The organism is Hydrogenophaga sp. (assembly GCF_019264445.1).
Lineage (GTDB): Bacteria > Pseudomonadota > Gammaproteobacteria > Burkholderiales > Burkholderiaceae_C > Hydrogenophaga.
Map to the genome: position 1 here is coordinate 106,410 of NZ_JAHVAB010000043.1, position 15,317 is coordinate 121,726.

Here is a 15,317-nt window from a genome sequence, read left to right on the forward strand (position 1 = left end):
CATGCACGCTGACGAACTGCCGCCCGACGCCGATGCGCCCGCCTCGGTGGCGGTGCGCGTGCTCTGCGCGTTCGCCGCCAAAACGGGCGACCTCGACCTGCGCTTCACGCCCTCGCCCAGCGCGCAGGAAGGCGTGGCCGGCCACACCACCGTGACCGCGCGGCGCGCGGCCGGCTACCAGCGCGAGGTGGCCTTGAGCGCGCGCTGCGGCGAGCTTCGGGTACAGGGCCGCGCCGACGGATTCGACCCCGCCACGCCGCGCCTGGAAGAGATCAAGACGCACCGCGGCGACGCCACCCGCATCCCCGACAACCACCGCGAGCTCCACTGGGCGCAGGCGCGCGTGTACGGCTGGATGCTGTGCGAACAGCTCGGCCTGGAGCGCATCGAGCTCGCGCTGGTGTACTTCAACATCGACACCGGCACGGAGACGGTGCTGCCCGTGTGGCACACGGCCATCGAACTCAAGGCCTTCTTTGAATCGCTGTGCGCGCGCTACGCCGGCTGGGCGCGCGCCGAACGCACGCACCGCGCCGCGCGCGACGCCGCGCTGCAGACACTGCGTTTTCCGTTTGACGGCTTTCGACCCGGTCAGCGCGAGCTGGCCGCCGCGGTCTACCGGGCGCACGGCGCCGGGCGCCACCTCATGGCGCAGGCACCCACCGGCATCGGCAAAACCATGGCCACGCTGTTTGCCGCCCTGCGCGCCGCGCCCGCACAAGGCACCCACAAATTCTTCTACCTCACGGCCAAGACCCCCGGTCGCCAGCTCGCGCTGCACGCCTTGCAGCGGCTGCACGTGCAGCCGCTGCGTGTGCTCGAGCTGGTGGCGCGCGACAAGGCCTGCGAACACCCCGACAAAGCCTGCCACGGCGACGCCTGCCCGCTGGCGCGCGGCTTCTACGACCGCCTGCCACAGGCCCGCGAAGCCGCCGCCCAGGCGGGCTGGCTCGACAAGGCCTCACTGCGCATCATCGCGCTGCAGCATGAGGTCTGCCCCTACTACCTGGGTCAGGACATGCTGCGCTGGAGCGACGTCGTGGTGGGCGACTTCAACCACTTCTTCGACCTGAGCGCACACGCCTGGGCGCTCACGGTCGGCGACGAGCTGCGCGTGGGCGTGCTGGTGGACGAGGCGCACAACCTCATTGAGCGCGCCCGCCTGATGTACAGCGCAGAACTGCAACCGGCCACCTTTCAGGCGCTGCGCAAAAGCGCACCCGCGCCCCTGAAAAAAACCTTGGACCGCCTGCACCGGCAGTGGGGCACCCTGGCCCGGCTGCACATACACGAGCCCGCCGTGCTGCCCGAGTTGCCCGGCGCGTTTGTGGAAGCGCTGCAGCGCCACCACGTCGCCCTGCTCGACCACCTCGCACTGGAGCCGCAGGGCGACAGCGCCGCCGAGCTGCAGGGCTGGCTGTTCGAGGTGCAGCGCTTCCTGCGCGTGGCCGAGGTGTTTGACGACCATTCCATGGTGGACCTCACCCACCCGCCGCGCGCCAGCGGCCGCACGCGCCACCCGGTGCTCACCATCCGCAACCTGGACCCCGGTCCGCTGCTGCAGCCGCGCTGGCAAGCCGCGCACAGCGCCACCTTGTTTTCGGCCACGCTCAGCCCCACAACCTACGTGAGCGACCTGCTCGGCCTGCCACCCGACACCGCCACGCTGGACGTGCCCTCACCCTTTGACCCCGCCCAGCTGCAGGTGCGTGTGACACCGCGCCTGTCCACCCGCTACACCGACCGCGCCGAGTCGCTCGACCAGCTCGTCGAGGTGATGGCCACGCAATACGCGCAGCGCCCGGGCAACTACCTGGCCTTCTTCAGCAGCTTCGACTACCTGCAGCAGGCACTGCAGCGCCTGCAAGCGCTGCACCCGGCGCTGCCGGTGTGGGCACAGTCGCGCGGCATGGGCGAGCACGAGCGCGAAGCCTTCGTGGCGCGCTTCACCGAAGACAGTCGGGGCATCGGCTTTGCGGTGCTCGGTGGTGCCTTTGGCGAAGGCATCGACCTGCCCGGCAACCGGCTGATCGGCGCGTTCATCGCCACGCTGGGCCTGCCGCAGTTCAACCCGGTCAACGAACAGCTGCGCGCGCGGCTGCAGGCGCGCTACGGGCAGGGCTACGACTACGCCTACCTGTTTCCCGGCTTGCAGAAAGTGGTGCAGGCCGCTGGCCGCGTGATTCGCGGGCCGACCGATGAAGGCGTGGTGGTGTTGATGGACGAGCGCTTTGCCCGCAGCGAGGTGCGCCGGCTGTTGCCCGCCTGGTGGCGCATCCACGGCGCCACCGACTGAAGCCAGCCGCGCAGGGCCTCAGCCGCCCCGGCCTCGCCCGCGACCCTGCCCGCTCGATCCACTGCCGCTGCTTCCGCTGCTTCCGCTGCTTCCGCTGCCACTGCTTCCGCTGTCTCCACCGCCATCGCTACCGCTGCCGCTGCTGTCGCCACCACGACGGCCCGAGGAGTCGTCCCCACCGGAATCGTCTCCCCTGCTGCGGCTTCGCCCACCTCCACCGCCTTCGCGGCGGAACTCCAGCTGGTCGACCACCAGTCGCTGCTGCGCGTCCCAACGCCCGCGCACACGCACCGGCTGGCCCGCGCGCAAGGTCTCCAGCCGGCCGCCCACGACTTGCAGCGAAGGCGCCAATGTGAGGGTCTCGAACCCCAGCGTGACCTCGCGCCCCTGCACCTGGTGCACATAGCCATTGAGCACGGCCTCGCCCACCGCGCCCAGGGCGGCGCGCGTCGGACGGATCGACAGGGCACTCAACGCCACACGGTCGTTGCCGAGCCAGCGGCCCTGCACACCCACCTCCTGGCCTGACAACAGCCCCGCAGGCAGGGCACTCGAGCCCGCCTCCACGCGCGTGCCGCCAATCCACCATGCGCCCGGCTCCACGCGCGTCAGCGTGCCTGCCACCCACACCGGGCCTTCTGGCGCGGCCTGCACACGCGTGGCGCGTATTTCACCGCTGGCCAGGCGCTGCCCGCTCACACGCACCCACTGACCGGTGCGAAGACCATTCAGATCGCCCGGTACCAGCGCGGTAGCCGCCTGCCCCATCACCGTGAAACGGGCGCCGGTCGCGTCCACCAAACCCAGCGGTCCCACCACCGCATCGAGCACGGCAATGTGGCGTGCGCGCAGGGCAGGCGCATCGCCCTCGGCTTGCAGTGCCACCACCTGGCCCACAGACAGCTCGCTTTGCGGCACCGGGCGGCCATCGCGCAGCACCGGGGTGTCGGGTGCGTAGTCCACCTTGATCCCGTTGACGCAAATGCTGCCAAAGCCCGTGACCACGCCCACGATGCCCGTGCCACCCAGTCCGCCTTCGGCGACCTGCCCTGTGCCGCCCAGCCCACCGGGATCGCGCGCGCCAGCCACCGCCGGTGCGCCGGTGCCGCCCAGGCCCGGCGCCAGCGTGGCTGGGTTCACCGGTGAGGCAGCGCGCGCGCACACGTCGGCGCCTGCACGGGATGCATTCAAGTCGGCCCGGGTGCCGCATGCCGACAGCGCCAGCCCCACAAGAAGCATGAACACCCGACGGTGCCAGCGGCCCAGCCACAAACGGTTCATTCAGAAGACTCCTCGCCGGGCGACACCGGCGCCGAATAAAAGTACACACCCAGGGTAAAGCGCTGCCGAGGCGCCTGTGGATCCAGCGCACGATCGGTCGCCTCGGCCTCCATCGCCGCCTTGTTCATCGCCAGCAGCGCCTTCATGCCTTGTTGCTCCGCCAACTTCTGCAGACGCGCGATCGAAGCCGCCGACAGCTCGTTGTAGTGCACGCTGCGCTCGAGAAACGGCGGCTCACCGCCCAGCACGTTGTGCACAGTCGCAGCCGCGTGGTCGTGCAGGTTGTGACCCAGGTAAAAGGCCTTTTCCTCGGCGCCACGGGTGGGCACGAAGGCGGCGGCGTCCAGGCACACCCGCCCTTGCTCGTCGAGGTGCACAACGCCCTGGCGCAGCCACTCATCGAGCACCACCCGCGAGCGGATGTCGTTGTTCACGCTCGCCACCAGCGCCTCAAAGGATTGCTCACCCCCTTCACTGGCCAGGCGGGCCAGGGGACGCGGCTGCCCATCGTCCTGCAGGTAGCGCGCGTCACCCATCCACCGCGCCGCCAGCTGCGCACCCAGCGGCACCACCGTCGGCGCCAGCACGCCCGGCGTGCGCAGCATGGGCCGAAGGCGGCTCACGTCCTTGCGGTGGACACCGCTGACCAGGCTCACGCGGCTGTCTGTGGGGGGCTTGTCATCCAGGCGGAAGTCGCGCTCCGCGACGTCCACGAACAAGCCCTTGAGCAGGTCGGTCAGATAGGGGTAGGTGATGCCCTGCGCCAGCATCAGCTTCACCAATGGGCGCAGCGCCTGCCGCAGCGCCCGGACCAATGCGGGAGATGGTCCCGCCAGCGAATCAGGGCCAGCAGCAGGTGGAAGGGGTGGGGGTGCCATGTGGATACGGATGGTAACGCCTTGCGTGGGAAAAAATCACACGAAACACTTGACGTGGGAATTTTTCCCACAATAATCGAGTCGTGGGAAATAATCCCACATCAACATCCCACCGACTTTCTTCATCACATGGAGTTCCTCATGCGCAACAAACACACGCTCGCGACCGTCATCACCGTCCTGGCGCTGAGCCTGGCCTCAGGCGCCGCCATGGCCAAAAACGGGGGCTCCAGTGGCGGGTCCAGCGGAGGCTCGGGAGGCAGCTCCAGCGGCAGCTCCGGGAGCGGCAAAGGCAGTTCCGGCGCCAGTTCGTCTTCGGGCGCTTCATCGGGCTCTTCGTCGTCGGGTTCGTCCACTTCTTCGGATGGTCAGGGCCGTGGGCGTGGCCGCTCGGGCGACGATGGCGCCAGCACCAGTGCCGCCAACTCGGCAGGACGCTCGCACGCAGAAGACAGCGGCCACCGCCGTGGCGCCGATGACTCGGCAGGCGACGCAGGTCGTGGACGCGGTGCCGACGACTCGGCAGGCGACAGCCGCCGCGGCCGTGGTACAGACGATGGCCCGAACCACCGCTGACAACGGCAGGCCGCGCGGACTCAACCGTCCGCGTCGGTCACCCACTCGGGCTCGGGCAGGCGCGAGATCAGCACCTGATCGATGCGCCGGCCATCGAGCACCAGCACTTCGAAGCGCCAGCCCGCGCAGTCGACATGCTCGCGACGGCCCAGCAGTTCACCCGCCACCGTCTGCATAAGGCCCGCCACCGTGTTGTAGCGGCCCTTGTCTTCGTCGGGCAGCTCGTCGATGTCCAGGCGCGACTTGAGTTCGGCCACGGGCATGGCGCCGTCCACCAGCCAGGCACCGTCATCGCGCTGCGTGGCCCAGGCTTGCACCGCCGTGCGTGGCGAGAGTTCACCCGTGATGGCCTCCAGCATGTCCAACGGCGTGAGCAGGCCTTGCACCACACCGTATTCGTCGACCACAAACACGATGCGCGTGGCGCGCTCCCGAAACTGCTCGAGCAGCTCCATGCCGGTGAGCGTTTCGGGCACAAACACCGCGGGCTGCACGTGGCGCATCAGGGATTCGTTGTTGCCCTCGGCCTGCAGCGCCAGCATGCGAGGCAGGTGGATCACGCCCACCACATCGTCGAGACCACCGCGGCACACGGGGTACCACGAATGCCCGGTGGTCCACGCCTTCTGCACGGCGGCATCAATGCTGTTTTCGGCATCCAGCCATTCGATCTCCGAGCGCGGCACCATGATGGAGGTGAGCTGTCGGTCGTCCAGGAGGAACACGTTGCGCACCATCTGGTGCTCGTGCTCCTCGATGATGCCGGCGTCCACGCCCTCCTCCAGGCTGGCGTTGATCTCTTCTTCGGTCACGTGCTGCACCGCGTTGGTGTCGATGCGCAGCAACTTGAGCACCCATTGCGTCGTGTGCGTGAGCAGCCACACAAACGGCTTGGCCGCCTTCGCCACAAACGCCATGGGGCGCGACACCCAGCGCGCCACGGCCTCCGGATAAAGCTGACCGATGCGCTTGGGCACCAGTTCGCCAAACACGATCGTGATGAAGGTGATGACCGCCACCACCAGCGCCGTGGCGGCCACGTCTGCGGTGCCTTCGGTGAGCCCCTGCGCCTGGAGCCACACGGCAAGACCGCCGCTGAAGGCGGCCTCGCCAACAATGCCGTTGAGCATGCCGATGGAGGTGATGCCCACCTGCACCGAGGACAGGAACTGGGTCGGGTTCTCCAGCAGCTTGAGCGCGGTGACCGAGCCTTTGTCACCGGCCTCGGCCATGGCCGCCAGACGCGCCTTGCGACTCGACGCCAGGGCCAGTTCGGACATGGCGAACGCGCCGTTGAGCAGCGTCAGAAAAACAATTAAGAGGGTATCCATAATCGGGGCATGTCACTCTACATGATCGGGGATGTGCAGGGCTGCGACGCCGCACTGGGGCGCCTGCTCGACGACATCGGCTTCTCGCCCAGCCGCGACACGCTGTACCTGCTGGGCGATCTGGTCAACCGGGGTCCCGGGTCGCTGGCGGTGCTGCGCCGCCTCATGGCACTCGAGGGTTCGGCACACGGACTGCTCGGCAACCACGACCTGCACCTGCTCGCCACGGCGCACGGCGTGCGCAAGCCACACCGCAGCGACACCCTGGGCGACATCCTCGCCGCATCCGACCGCGAGGCCTTGCTCGACTGGCTGCGCGCACGGCCCATGGCCCTGTTCGAGCATGGCTGGCTGATGGTGCACGCAGGCGTGCTGCCGCAATGGGACGCGCCTCGCACCCTGGCGCTGGCCGGCGAAGTGCAGGCGGTGCTGCGCAGTCCCGACTGGGTGGGCTTTCTGCACCAGATGTATGGCAACGAACCGCCGCTGTGGAGCGAATCGCTTCGCGGTGCAACCCGCCTGCGCGTGATCGTCAACGCCCTGACCCGTCTGCGCTTTTGCAGCGCACAGGGCGTGATGGAGTTCGAGACGAAAGACAGCGCGGGTGCGGCGCCCGAAGGCTTCATGCCCTGGTTCGATGTGCCGGGGCGGTTGAGCGAGGGTGTGCCGATTGCGTTTGGCCACTGGTCCACACTGGGCACCGTGCACCGCCGCGATCTGCAGGCGCTGGACACCGGCTGTGTCTGGGGCGGCTGCCTCACCGCCGCCCGCATCACGGAGGTGCCGGGCGAGGTGGAGCGGATTTCGGTGCGCTGCGAACAGGCCAGCCGGCCTGGGAAGCACTGAGGCGGCGCAGGCCGCCTGGCAGGGTCGGGCAAGGGCCTGGCCCTCAGCTTTCCTGTGCCGGCGCAGGCGCGCTCTTGAACAAGGCGGCCACCTTGCGGCGCGTCTTGATGTTGGGCGAGACGCTGGTGCGCGCAGTGGTGCGCTGCGACACCTCCCACGAAGGCGGCGTTTCACTCGGGGCGCTGGGCTCGTAAGGCTTGTCGAACAAGGGGTCGGCGGGTGCGCGCGGCGCGCGGCTCGGGCGCGCATCGGCACGGGCTTCGCGTGGGGCGCGGCTGTCACGGCTCTCGCGAATCGCCCGGCTCTCGCGGCGCTCGCCCTCTTCGCCCTCGGGTTGCTGCCAGGCGCGCTGGCCATCGTTGAAGCGACCCGCCGGGCGGCGGTCCGCTTCGAACTCCATCGCTTCCAGCTCCAGCTTCTTGCCGAGGAGCTTTTCCAGGTCCCCCATGAGACGCGCATCGCGCCCGCTCACGAACGACACGGCCAGACCCGAGGCACCGGCACGACCCGTGCGGCCAATGCGGTGCACGTAGTCTTCGGCGTTGAAAGGAATGTCGAAGTTGAACACCGCCGGCACATCCTTGATGTCCAGACCGCGCGCGGCCACGTCGGTGCACACCAGCAGATCGACTTCGCCGGCCTTGAAGGCGGCCAGCGCCTTCAGGCGCTCGTCCTGGCTCTTGTCGCCGTGCAGGGCGGCCGTGTTCAGCCCCTCGCGTTCCAGCGAACGCGCCAGGCGCGCACAACCGAGCTTGCTGTTGACGAACACGAAGGCCTGCTTGATGCCGCGCTCGCGCAGGATCTGCTTGAGGGTGCCGCGCTTGTCGTCGTCTTCCACTCGGTAGAAATGCTGTTCCACCGTGGAGGCCGTGGCATTGGAGCGCGCCACTTCGATCGTGACCGGGTCTTGCAGGTAGCTGTTGGCCAGGCGCTTGATCTCGGGCGAGAACGTGGCCGAAAACAGCAGTGTGGTGCGTTGCTTGGGCAGGTAGCTGAGGATGCGCTGCAGGTCCGGCAGAAAGCCGATGTCGAGCATGCGGTCTGCTTCGTCAAGTACCACGTACTCCACCTGGTTGAGCACGCAGTTCTTGGCCTCGATGTGGTCCAGCAGACGACCGGGCGTGGCCACGAGGACTTCGACGCCCTTCTTCAGCTCGATGGTCTGCGGCTTCATGTCGATGCCGCCAAACACCACCGTGCTGCGCAGGTTGGTGTACTTGGCATACAGCTTGACCTGCTCGGCCACCTGGTCGGCCAGCTCACGCGTGGGCAGCAGCACCAGGGCGCGCACCGGGTGGCGGGCGGGCGACGTCGAAGCGTTTTCGTGCTTGAGCATGCGCTGCAGCAGAGGCAGCGTGAAGGCGGCGGTCTTGCCGGTGCCGGTCTGGGCCGCGCCCATCACGTCGCGGCCTTGCAGCACCACCGGAATCGCCTGCGCCTGGATCGGCGTCATGGTCGCGTAGCCCATTTCGGCCACGGCCCGCTCAATGGCAGGCGAGAGGGAAAGTTCGGAGAAGGATTGGGTCATTGGCGTCAAAGTTAGCCCGTTATTGTCTCACTTTGACGGTTTTTGGCCCAATTCCGGCCAGAGCGCACAGACGGCGCTCAGACACTGCCCTGTTTGAACGTGTCGCACGACTGCACGCTGCCGCTCTGCAAGCCGGTGTTGAACCAGCGCTGGCGCTGCGCGCTGGTGCCGTGGGTGAAGCTGTCGGGCACCACGTGGCCCTGGCTTTTGCGTTGCAGGGCGTCGTCTCCGATCGCCGCCGCCGCGTTCAGCGCTTCTTCCACGTCGCCCGGCTCCAGGATGGACTGGCTCTTCTGGTTGTGGTGCGCCCAGATGCCCGCAAAGCAATCAGCCTGCAGCTCCAGCCGCACGGAGAGCGCGTTGTATTCGCGCTCGCTGACCCGCGCGCGGGCCTTCTCCATCTGGTCGGTGATGCCCATGAGGTTCTGCACGTGGTGGCCCACCTCGTGCGCAATCACGTAGGCCTGGGCGAAATCGCCGGGGGCACCCAGCTGGCGCCGCAGGGTGTCGTAAAAGCTCAGGTCGATGTAGACCTTCTGGTCACCCGGGCAGTAAAACGGCCCCATGGCCGACTGACCGGTGCCGCAGGCTGTGGGCGTGGCGCCACGAAAGAGGACCAGACGCGGCTTCTGGTAATTGCCACCGGCTTGCTGGAACACCTGGCCCCACACGTCTTCCGTGCCACCGAGCACGGCAGCGACGAACTTGCCCATGTCGTCGGTGGGCGCCTGCGCAGGGCCTTGTGGGGTCTGCACCTGTTCGGTGGGGGCGGCCATGTCGCCCACGCCGCCGAGCACACCGAGGATGGTCATGGGGTTGATGCCGAAGATCCAGCCGGCCACCAATGCGATCGCGATGGTGCCCAGCCCGATGCCGCGACCGCCCACCCGGCGCCCGCCACCCAGCCCGCCCATGCCACCGCCCGGGTCGGAGCGGCGGTCTTCAATCTGATCGGACTGGCGGTTGTTTTCCCACTTCATGGCGAGCCTCCTGCGCAACGCAAGCCGTTGCAGGCGCCATTATCCGGCGGTCGCTGCTCAGGCCACGGCGGGCGCACTGGCGCTGGTGGGACGGCCAGCGAAGTCGGTCCAGCAGCGGCGGCTGAAGTCGTAGAGCTTGCAGCGGCGCGCGGTCTCGAAGTACCAGCGCCACGAGAAGCGCTGCACGATGATGCGCCCCGGCAGCGTGTGCTCCAGCAAGCGCTGCACGCCTTCCAGCTGGTACAGCGGCACGCTCATGTCCACATGGTGCGCGGTGTGCTCCATGATGTGGTGCAGCATGGCGCCGATGCGCAGCGGGAACGTGAGGTGCACGGTGGTGGAGACGAAGGGCGCCGCGCGCGCCCAGGCGGCTTTGTCGTCGTGCCACTGCACGGCGGTGTGCGTGTGGTGCACATACACCACGAAACCGATCATGGCGTTCCAGAACAGAAAAGGCACGGCGAACCCCACGCCGAGCAACAGCCACACCGACTGCCCCGTGGCCACCGCAGCGGTCACCAGAGCGCCCACCCAGAGTGCCGCCGTCACCACCACGCACACGCCGTCCCACACAAACACGGCGCGCTGTGTGCCCATGTAGGTCTTGCGCGGAAAGAACATGCGCAGCCACCACATTTCCACCAGGTAGTACAGGGCGGGCCCGAAGCCACTGCGGTAGACGCGTTCCATCACGCGCCGCGTGGGCGAGAGCGCCGCAAACTCTTCGCGCGTGAGCGGGGCCCAGACAAAGTCCACCCCCTTGAGGTTGGTGTACCCGTGGTGCACCACGTTGTGCCCCACTTCCCACAGGCTGTAGGGCGTGAGCGAGGGCAGCATGGCGATGCGGCCCAGCAGTCGGTTGAGGCCACGGCTGGGCGTGTAGCTCTGGTGGCAGGCGTCGTGGCCAATGATGAACAGGCGCCCGATCATGAAACCGGCCGCCACGCCGCAGAGCAGCTTGGCCCAGAGCGCACTCCACAGCACGGTGCCCGCCATGAAGGCGGCAAACAGCCCCCAATCGAACACAAGCAAGGCGATGGCGCGCGCCGTGCGCCGCTGGACGATGGGCGCGAGCCAGCCGCGAATCACCTTGCGGTGGGGCAGCGGCTGCCCGGGGGGAATGGGATCGGGAGGAGCGAAGGAAACGGGAAGGCTGGACATGGCGACCGATGCTAGCGGCGCCCCTGCCCTGCGGCTTTGACGCAGGTCAAGCCAGGAACGAGCGCAGGCTCAGGCCTTGGGCAGCGTCACGCCCGTCTGGCCCTGGTATTTGCCGCCACGGTCCTTGTAGCTGACCTCGCAGACGTCGTCCTTGTCGCTCTCGAAGAACAGCACCTGCGCGCAGCCCTCGCCCGCGTAGATCTTGGCCGGCAGCGGTGTGGTGTTGCTGAACTCCAGCGTCACGTAGCCTTCCCACTCGGGTTCGAACGGCGTGACGTTGACGATGATGCCGCAGCGCGCGTAGGTGCTCTTGCCCAGGCAGATGGTGAGCACGTTGCGCGGGATGCGGAAGTACTCCATGGTCCGCGCCAGCGCAAAGCTGTTGGGCGGAATGACGCAGACGTCCTTGTTGATGTCCACGAAGCTGTTTTCATCAAAGTTCTTCGGGTCCACCACCGTGCTGTGGATGTTGGTGAACACCTTGAATTCGGGCGCGCAGCGGATGTCGTAGCCGTAGCTTGACGTGCCGTAGCTGATCACCTTCTTGCCGTCCACCTGCCGCACCTGGCCAGGCTCAAAGGGTTCGATCAGGCCGTGTTGCTCGGCCATGCGGCGGATCCATTTGTCGCTTTTGATGCTCATGGGGCGCATTGTATGCATCGCCCCCCACGCTCTGCCGCTGCGCGGGTCGCGGCCTGCCGAGGGGGCTGATCCGCCGTGCGGCGGCCCGGCGGCGGATCGTTGGCCTGTCCAATAACCCCTGACTGTTTGCGAATTTTCAGAAATTACTGAAAATTCAAGCCGAAACGGCTACAGTCGCGTCCATGCCGTTGCAAGACCACCTCCCGCCCCTCAACCGCGAGTTCGTTGCCCACTTCGGGGAAATGGGCAGCCGATGGGGCATCAACCGCACCGTCGGGCAGATCTATGCCCTGCTCTTTATTTCACCCAACGCGCTCAACGCCGACGAGATCGCCGAGACGCTGGAGTTCTCGCGCTCCAACGTGAGCATGGGCCTGAAGGAGTTGCAGGCTTGGCGCCTGGTGCGCCTGCGCCACCAGCCCGGCGACCGGCGCGAGTACTTCGAAGCACCAGCCGATGTGTGGGAAATCTTTCGCGTGCTCGCCGAAGAGCGCCGCCGCCGCGAAGTCGAGCCGACGCTCTCCATGCTGCGCACCGCGCTGCTGGAAACGCCCAAGACCGACGCCGAGCGCCACGCCCAGGCCCGCATGCGCGAAATGCACGACCTGATCGACCGGCTCATGACCTGGTTCGACGACGTGCAGAAGCTCGCCCCCGAAACGGCGATGCAACTCATGGGCATGGGCGCCACCGTCACGCGCGTGCTCGAACTCAAAGACCGCCTCACCGGCAAGTCGGCCGCACGCAGCCAGGCCGCCGACAAAGCCCTGGACCGGGCGGCCTGACGGCCCACCCAAGAAAGAAGCAGCACCATGGACGCCTTGATCCTCTCGCGCATTCAGTTCGCGGCCAACATCAGCTTTCACATCCTGTTCCCCACCATCACGATTGCGCTGTGCTGGTTTCTGGTCTTCTTCCGCTTGCGCTTCCTGAAGACGCGCGACCCCGCCTGGGAAGAGGCGTACTACTTCTGGACCAAGGTCTTCGCGCTCACGTTCGCGCTGGGCGTGGTCTCGGGCATCGTCATGAGCTTCCAGTTCGGCACCAACTGGCCAGGCTTCATGGAGAAGACCGGCAACATCGCCGGGCCGCTGCTGGGCTATGAGGTGCTCACCGCCTTTTTCCTGGAGGCGAGCTTCCTGGGCATCATGCTGTTTGGTCGGGGGCGCGTGTCCGAGCGCGTGCATCTGGTGGCCACTTTGCTGGTGGCGTTCGGCACCACCATGTCGGCGTTCTGGATCCTGAGCCTGAACTCGTGGATGCAGACGCCCGCAGGCTTCGAGATCGTGGACGGCAAGTTCATCCCGGTGGACTGGCTGGCCGTGGTGTTCAACCCCTCTTTCCCGTACCGGTTTGCGCACAAGCTGCTGGCCTCGACGCTCACGGCGTCGTTCCTGATCGCCGGGCTGTGCGCCTGGCAGCTGATCAAGGGCAGCGCCATCGGGGGCACGCACAAGGCACTGCGCACCGCCATCATCGCGGCTTCGGTGGCCATGCCGCTGCAGTTCCTGGTGGGCGACATGCACGGCCTCAACACGCTGGAACACCAGCCCGCCAAGATCGCCGCCCTGGAAGGCATCTGGCACACAGAGAAGAGCGCGCCGCTCACGCTGTTCGGGTTCCCCGACGAGGCCGCCGGCACCACGCACTACGCCATCAAGATTCCCAAGCTGGCGAGCCTGATCCTGGCGCACGATGTGAACGCCGAGCTCAAGGGCTTGAACGAGTTTCCTGGTGCGCATCCGCCTGTGGCACCGATCTTCTGGGCCTTCCGTGTGATGGTGGCCGTGGGCTCGCTGATGCTGGTGGTGGCCTGGGTGGCGGCCTGGATGCTGTGGCGCCGCCGCCAGCAAACGGTCAGCGGCAAGGTCTCGCTGCCCAAGCCCATGCTCTATGTGCTCGCGGGCATGACGTTCTCCGGCTGGCTGGCCACGCTGGCGGGCTGGTACGTGACCGAGATCGGCCGCCAACCCTTCATCGTGTACGGGCACCTGCGCACCGCCGACGTGGCGACCAGCCTGCCGTCGCCCATGATCGCGGTCACGCTCACGGCCTACCTCATCGTCTATGCGCTGCTGCTGATCACCTACGTGGGCGTGCTCAAGTACATGGCAGAGCATCCGCTCAAGCACGCGCCCGAAGCCCCCATCGGCGCCGAACTGGGCAAAGCGGGCGTCTGAGCCCGGGAGACACACCATGACCACCTGGGCCGAAATCCTTCCACTGATCTTTCTTGCCGTGATGGGCCTGGCGTTGCTGGCCTACGTAGTGCTCGATGGCTACGACCTCGGCGTGGGCCTGCTGCTGCCGCTGGCCGAAACCAAGGAAGAGAAAGACACCATGATCTCCAGCATTGGCCCCTTCTGGGACGCCAATGAAACCTGGCTGGTGCTGGGTGTGGGCGTGTTGCTGGTGGCCTTTCCCATGGCGCACGGCCTGGTGCTGCAAGCGCTGTACCTGCCCGTGGCGGTCATGCTCATCGGGCTCATCTTGCGCGGTGTGGCGTTTGACTTCCGGGTGAAGGCGCCCACGAAGTACGTGCCGTTCTGGAACCGCGCGTTCTTCGTCGGTTCGCTCCTGGCCAGCTCGTCACAGGGCTGGATGCTGGGCAGCTACATCACCGGCTTTGACAGCGGCGCGCTGGGCCTGGCGTTCAGCCTGGGCATTGCGCTGACGCTGCCGGCGGCCTATGTGCTGCTGGGCGCAGGCTGGTTGATCATGAAGACCGAAGGCGCGCTGCAGGCGCATGCGGTGCGCTGGGCCGCGCGCGTGCTCTGGCCCATGGGCGTGGCGCTCGTGGCCATCTCCGCGGCCACGCCGCTGGTCAATCCGGGTGTGGTGGCCAAGTGGTTCAGCGTGCCCGAGGTGTTTGGCCTGATGCCGATCCCGCTGAGTTGTGCCATTGCGTTTTTCGCGGTGCGCTGGGTGGTGACGCATCCGAATGTGGTGAAGGCGGGCTACGGCTGGGTGGTGTTCGTGTCCACGGTGCTGATCTTCATCCTGGCGTTCTTCGGGCTGGCCTACAGCATCTTCCCGGACATCGTGATCGGCCGCATGACGGTGTGGGAGGCGGCGATCTCCACCGAGTCGCTCACGGTGGTGTTCATCGGCGTGGCGATCACGCTGCCGGTGATCATCGTCTACACGATCTACATGTACCGGGTGTTCTGGGGCAAGGCGCGGGCTCTGACTTACAACTGAGTCGTTGCCTTGCAAGCGGTTCACCTCGCGGGAGCCGACGCCGGTGCCCGCGCTCTCCGGTCCAGCTCGCGGGCGGGAGCTGCCTCACGCCCGCTTGGGCTCGTCAACACCGCAATTGCAGGCAACCTCTGTGGCCACCGCGAATCGTCCCTGCGATCGCGGACACCAGCATCGACTCCAAAGACAGGCGGGCACACAAGCCTTGAGCGCCAGCACCGCACTGGGGCGGGGGGGTTGGGTGCGCGGGCGCAGGGACGATTCGCGGTTGCCACAGAAGGCGCATGCCAGCCAAAGCGTTGACGCAAAGGTGGTTGCATACACAGGAAGCCACCCGCGAGCTGGACCGGAGAACGCGCACCCAACCCGACCGCCCCCGCACACCAGAAACGAGAGAAATCAGCCGCCAGAAACCACGCAGCGCACCACCACCCGGTCGTCCCCCAACACGATCAAGGCAAAGAGCAACTCATCCAGGCTGTTCGCCTGAGACGTCTTGCGCGCCAGCAGCGGTGTGGCCTGCGGGTCAAGCACCACAAAGTCGGCTTCGCACCCCGGCTGCAGATTGCCCACCACGCCCTCCAGCCCCAGCGCGCGCGC

General features: G+C 67.3%; 14 protein-coding genes. 6 read left to right on the forward strand and 8 right to left on the reverse strand.

Annotated elements, in window-relative coordinates; all coding sequences use genetic code 11:
• The first annotated feature begins 1 nt into the window (after position 1).
• The gene (locus tag KXJ60_RS07585) at positions 2-2,296 is read left to right on the forward strand and encodes an ATP-dependent DNA helicase (protein ID WP_291125923.1); all 2,295 of its coding nucleotides are present in this window, start codon (positions 2-4) and stop codon (positions 2,294-2,296) included.
• 18 nt (positions 2,297-2,314) lie between these two features.
• Here KXJ60_RS07585 and KXJ60_RS07590 read toward each other — a convergent pair whose 3' ends face one another.
• Both KXJ60_RS07590 and KXJ60_RS07595 read right to left on the reverse strand, forming a co-directional pair.
• Complete coding sequence (locus tag KXJ60_RS07590) at positions 2,315-3,577, reverse strand: DUF5666 domain-containing protein (protein WP_291125926.1); 1,263 nt, start codon at positions 3,575-3,577, stop codon at positions 2,315-2,317.
• Positions 3,574-4,455, reverse strand: a complete 882-nt coding sequence (locus KXJ60_RS07595) for a DUF6502 family protein (protein ID WP_291125928.1) — start codon at positions 4,453-4,455, stop codon at positions 3,574-3,576. Before KXJ60_RS07595 ends, KXJ60_RS07590 begins: the two co-directional genes overlap by 4 nt.
• Before the next feature lie 141 nt (positions 4,456-4,596).
• Between KXJ60_RS07595 and KXJ60_RS07600 the strand changes: the two genes are divergently transcribed.
• Complete coding sequence (locus tag KXJ60_RS07600) at positions 4,597-5,031, forward strand: hypothetical protein (protein ID WP_291125931.1); 435 nt, start codon at positions 4,597-4,599, stop codon at positions 5,029-5,031.
• 20 nt (positions 5,032-5,051) lie between these two features.
• Here KXJ60_RS07600 and KXJ60_RS07605 read toward each other — a convergent pair whose 3' ends face one another.
• Positions 5,052-6,362 carry a hemolysin family protein gene (locus KXJ60_RS07605; protein WP_291125934.1) on the reverse strand — a complete coding sequence of 437 codons (1,311 nt, stop codon included), beginning with the start codon at positions 6,360-6,362 and terminating at the stop codon, positions 5,052-5,054.
• Positions 6,363-6,371: 9 nt separating this feature from the next.
• Here KXJ60_RS07605 and KXJ60_RS07610 point away from each other — a divergent pair, with 9 nt between their 5' ends.
• Positions 6,372-7,208, forward strand: coding sequence for a symmetrical bis(5'-nucleosyl)-tetraphosphatase (locus KXJ60_RS07610; protein WP_291125937.1), 837 nt, complete (start codon positions 6,372-6,374; stop codon positions 7,206-7,208).
• Positions 7,209-7,251: 43 nt separating this feature from the next.
• Here the strand turns inward: KXJ60_RS07610 and KXJ60_RS07615 are convergent, their stop codons facing one another.
• The 4 genes from KXJ60_RS07615 to dcd all read right to left on the reverse strand — a co-directional run bounded on the left by KXJ60_RS07615 (position 7,252) and on the right by dcd (position 11,519).
• Positions 7,252-8,736 (reverse strand): DEAD/DEAH box helicase, encoded by a 1,485-nt coding sequence (locus KXJ60_RS07615; protein ID WP_291125940.1) that lies wholly within the window; start codon positions 8,734-8,736, stop codon positions 7,252-7,254.
• 77 nt (positions 8,737-8,813) lie between these two features.
• Positions 8,814-9,716 carry a neutral zinc metallopeptidase gene (locus KXJ60_RS07620; RefSeq protein WP_291125942.1) on the reverse strand — a complete coding sequence of 301 codons (903 nt, stop codon included), beginning with the start codon at positions 9,714-9,716 and terminating at the stop codon, positions 8,814-8,816.
• Between the two features lie 57 nt (positions 9,717-9,773).
• Positions 9,774-10,877 carry a fatty acid desaturase gene (locus KXJ60_RS07625; protein WP_291125945.1) on the reverse strand — a complete coding sequence of 368 codons (1,104 nt, stop codon included), beginning with the start codon at positions 10,875-10,877 and terminating at the stop codon, positions 9,774-9,776.
• Positions 10,878-10,946: 69 nt separating this feature from the next.
• A complete protein-coding gene (gene dcd, locus KXJ60_RS07630; RefSeq protein ID WP_291125947.1) occupies positions 10,947-11,519 on the reverse strand; it encodes a dCTP deaminase in 573 nt (190 codons plus the stop codon).
• A gap of 182 nt (positions 11,520-11,701) precedes the next feature.
• Between dcd and KXJ60_RS07635 the strand changes: the two genes are divergently transcribed.
• The 3 genes from KXJ60_RS07635 to KXJ60_RS07645 are packed head-to-tail and all read left to right on the forward strand — an operon-like array spanning position 11,702 to position 14,720.
• The gene (locus KXJ60_RS07635; protein ID WP_291125950.1) at positions 11,702-12,304 is read left to right on the forward strand and encodes a GbsR/MarR family transcriptional regulator; all 603 of its coding nucleotides are present in this window, start codon (positions 11,702-11,704) and stop codon (positions 12,302-12,304) included.
• A gap of 27 nt (positions 12,305-12,331) precedes the next feature.
• Entirely contained in the window at positions 12,332-13,699 is a 1,368-nt protein-coding gene (locus tag KXJ60_RS07640; RefSeq protein WP_291125953.1) for a cytochrome ubiquinol oxidase subunit I, read from the forward strand.
• A 16-nt stretch (positions 13,700-13,715) separates the two neighbouring features.
• Entirely contained in the window at positions 13,716-14,720 is a 1,005-nt protein-coding gene (locus KXJ60_RS07645; protein ID WP_291125956.1) for a cytochrome d ubiquinol oxidase subunit II, read from the forward strand.
• A gap of 396 nt (positions 14,721-15,116) precedes the next feature.
• Here the strand turns inward: KXJ60_RS07645 and KXJ60_RS07650 are convergent.
• On the reverse strand, positions 15,117-15,317 hold a 201-nt coding region (locus tag KXJ60_RS07650; protein ID WP_291125957.1), incomplete at its 5' end, for an amidohydrolase family protein.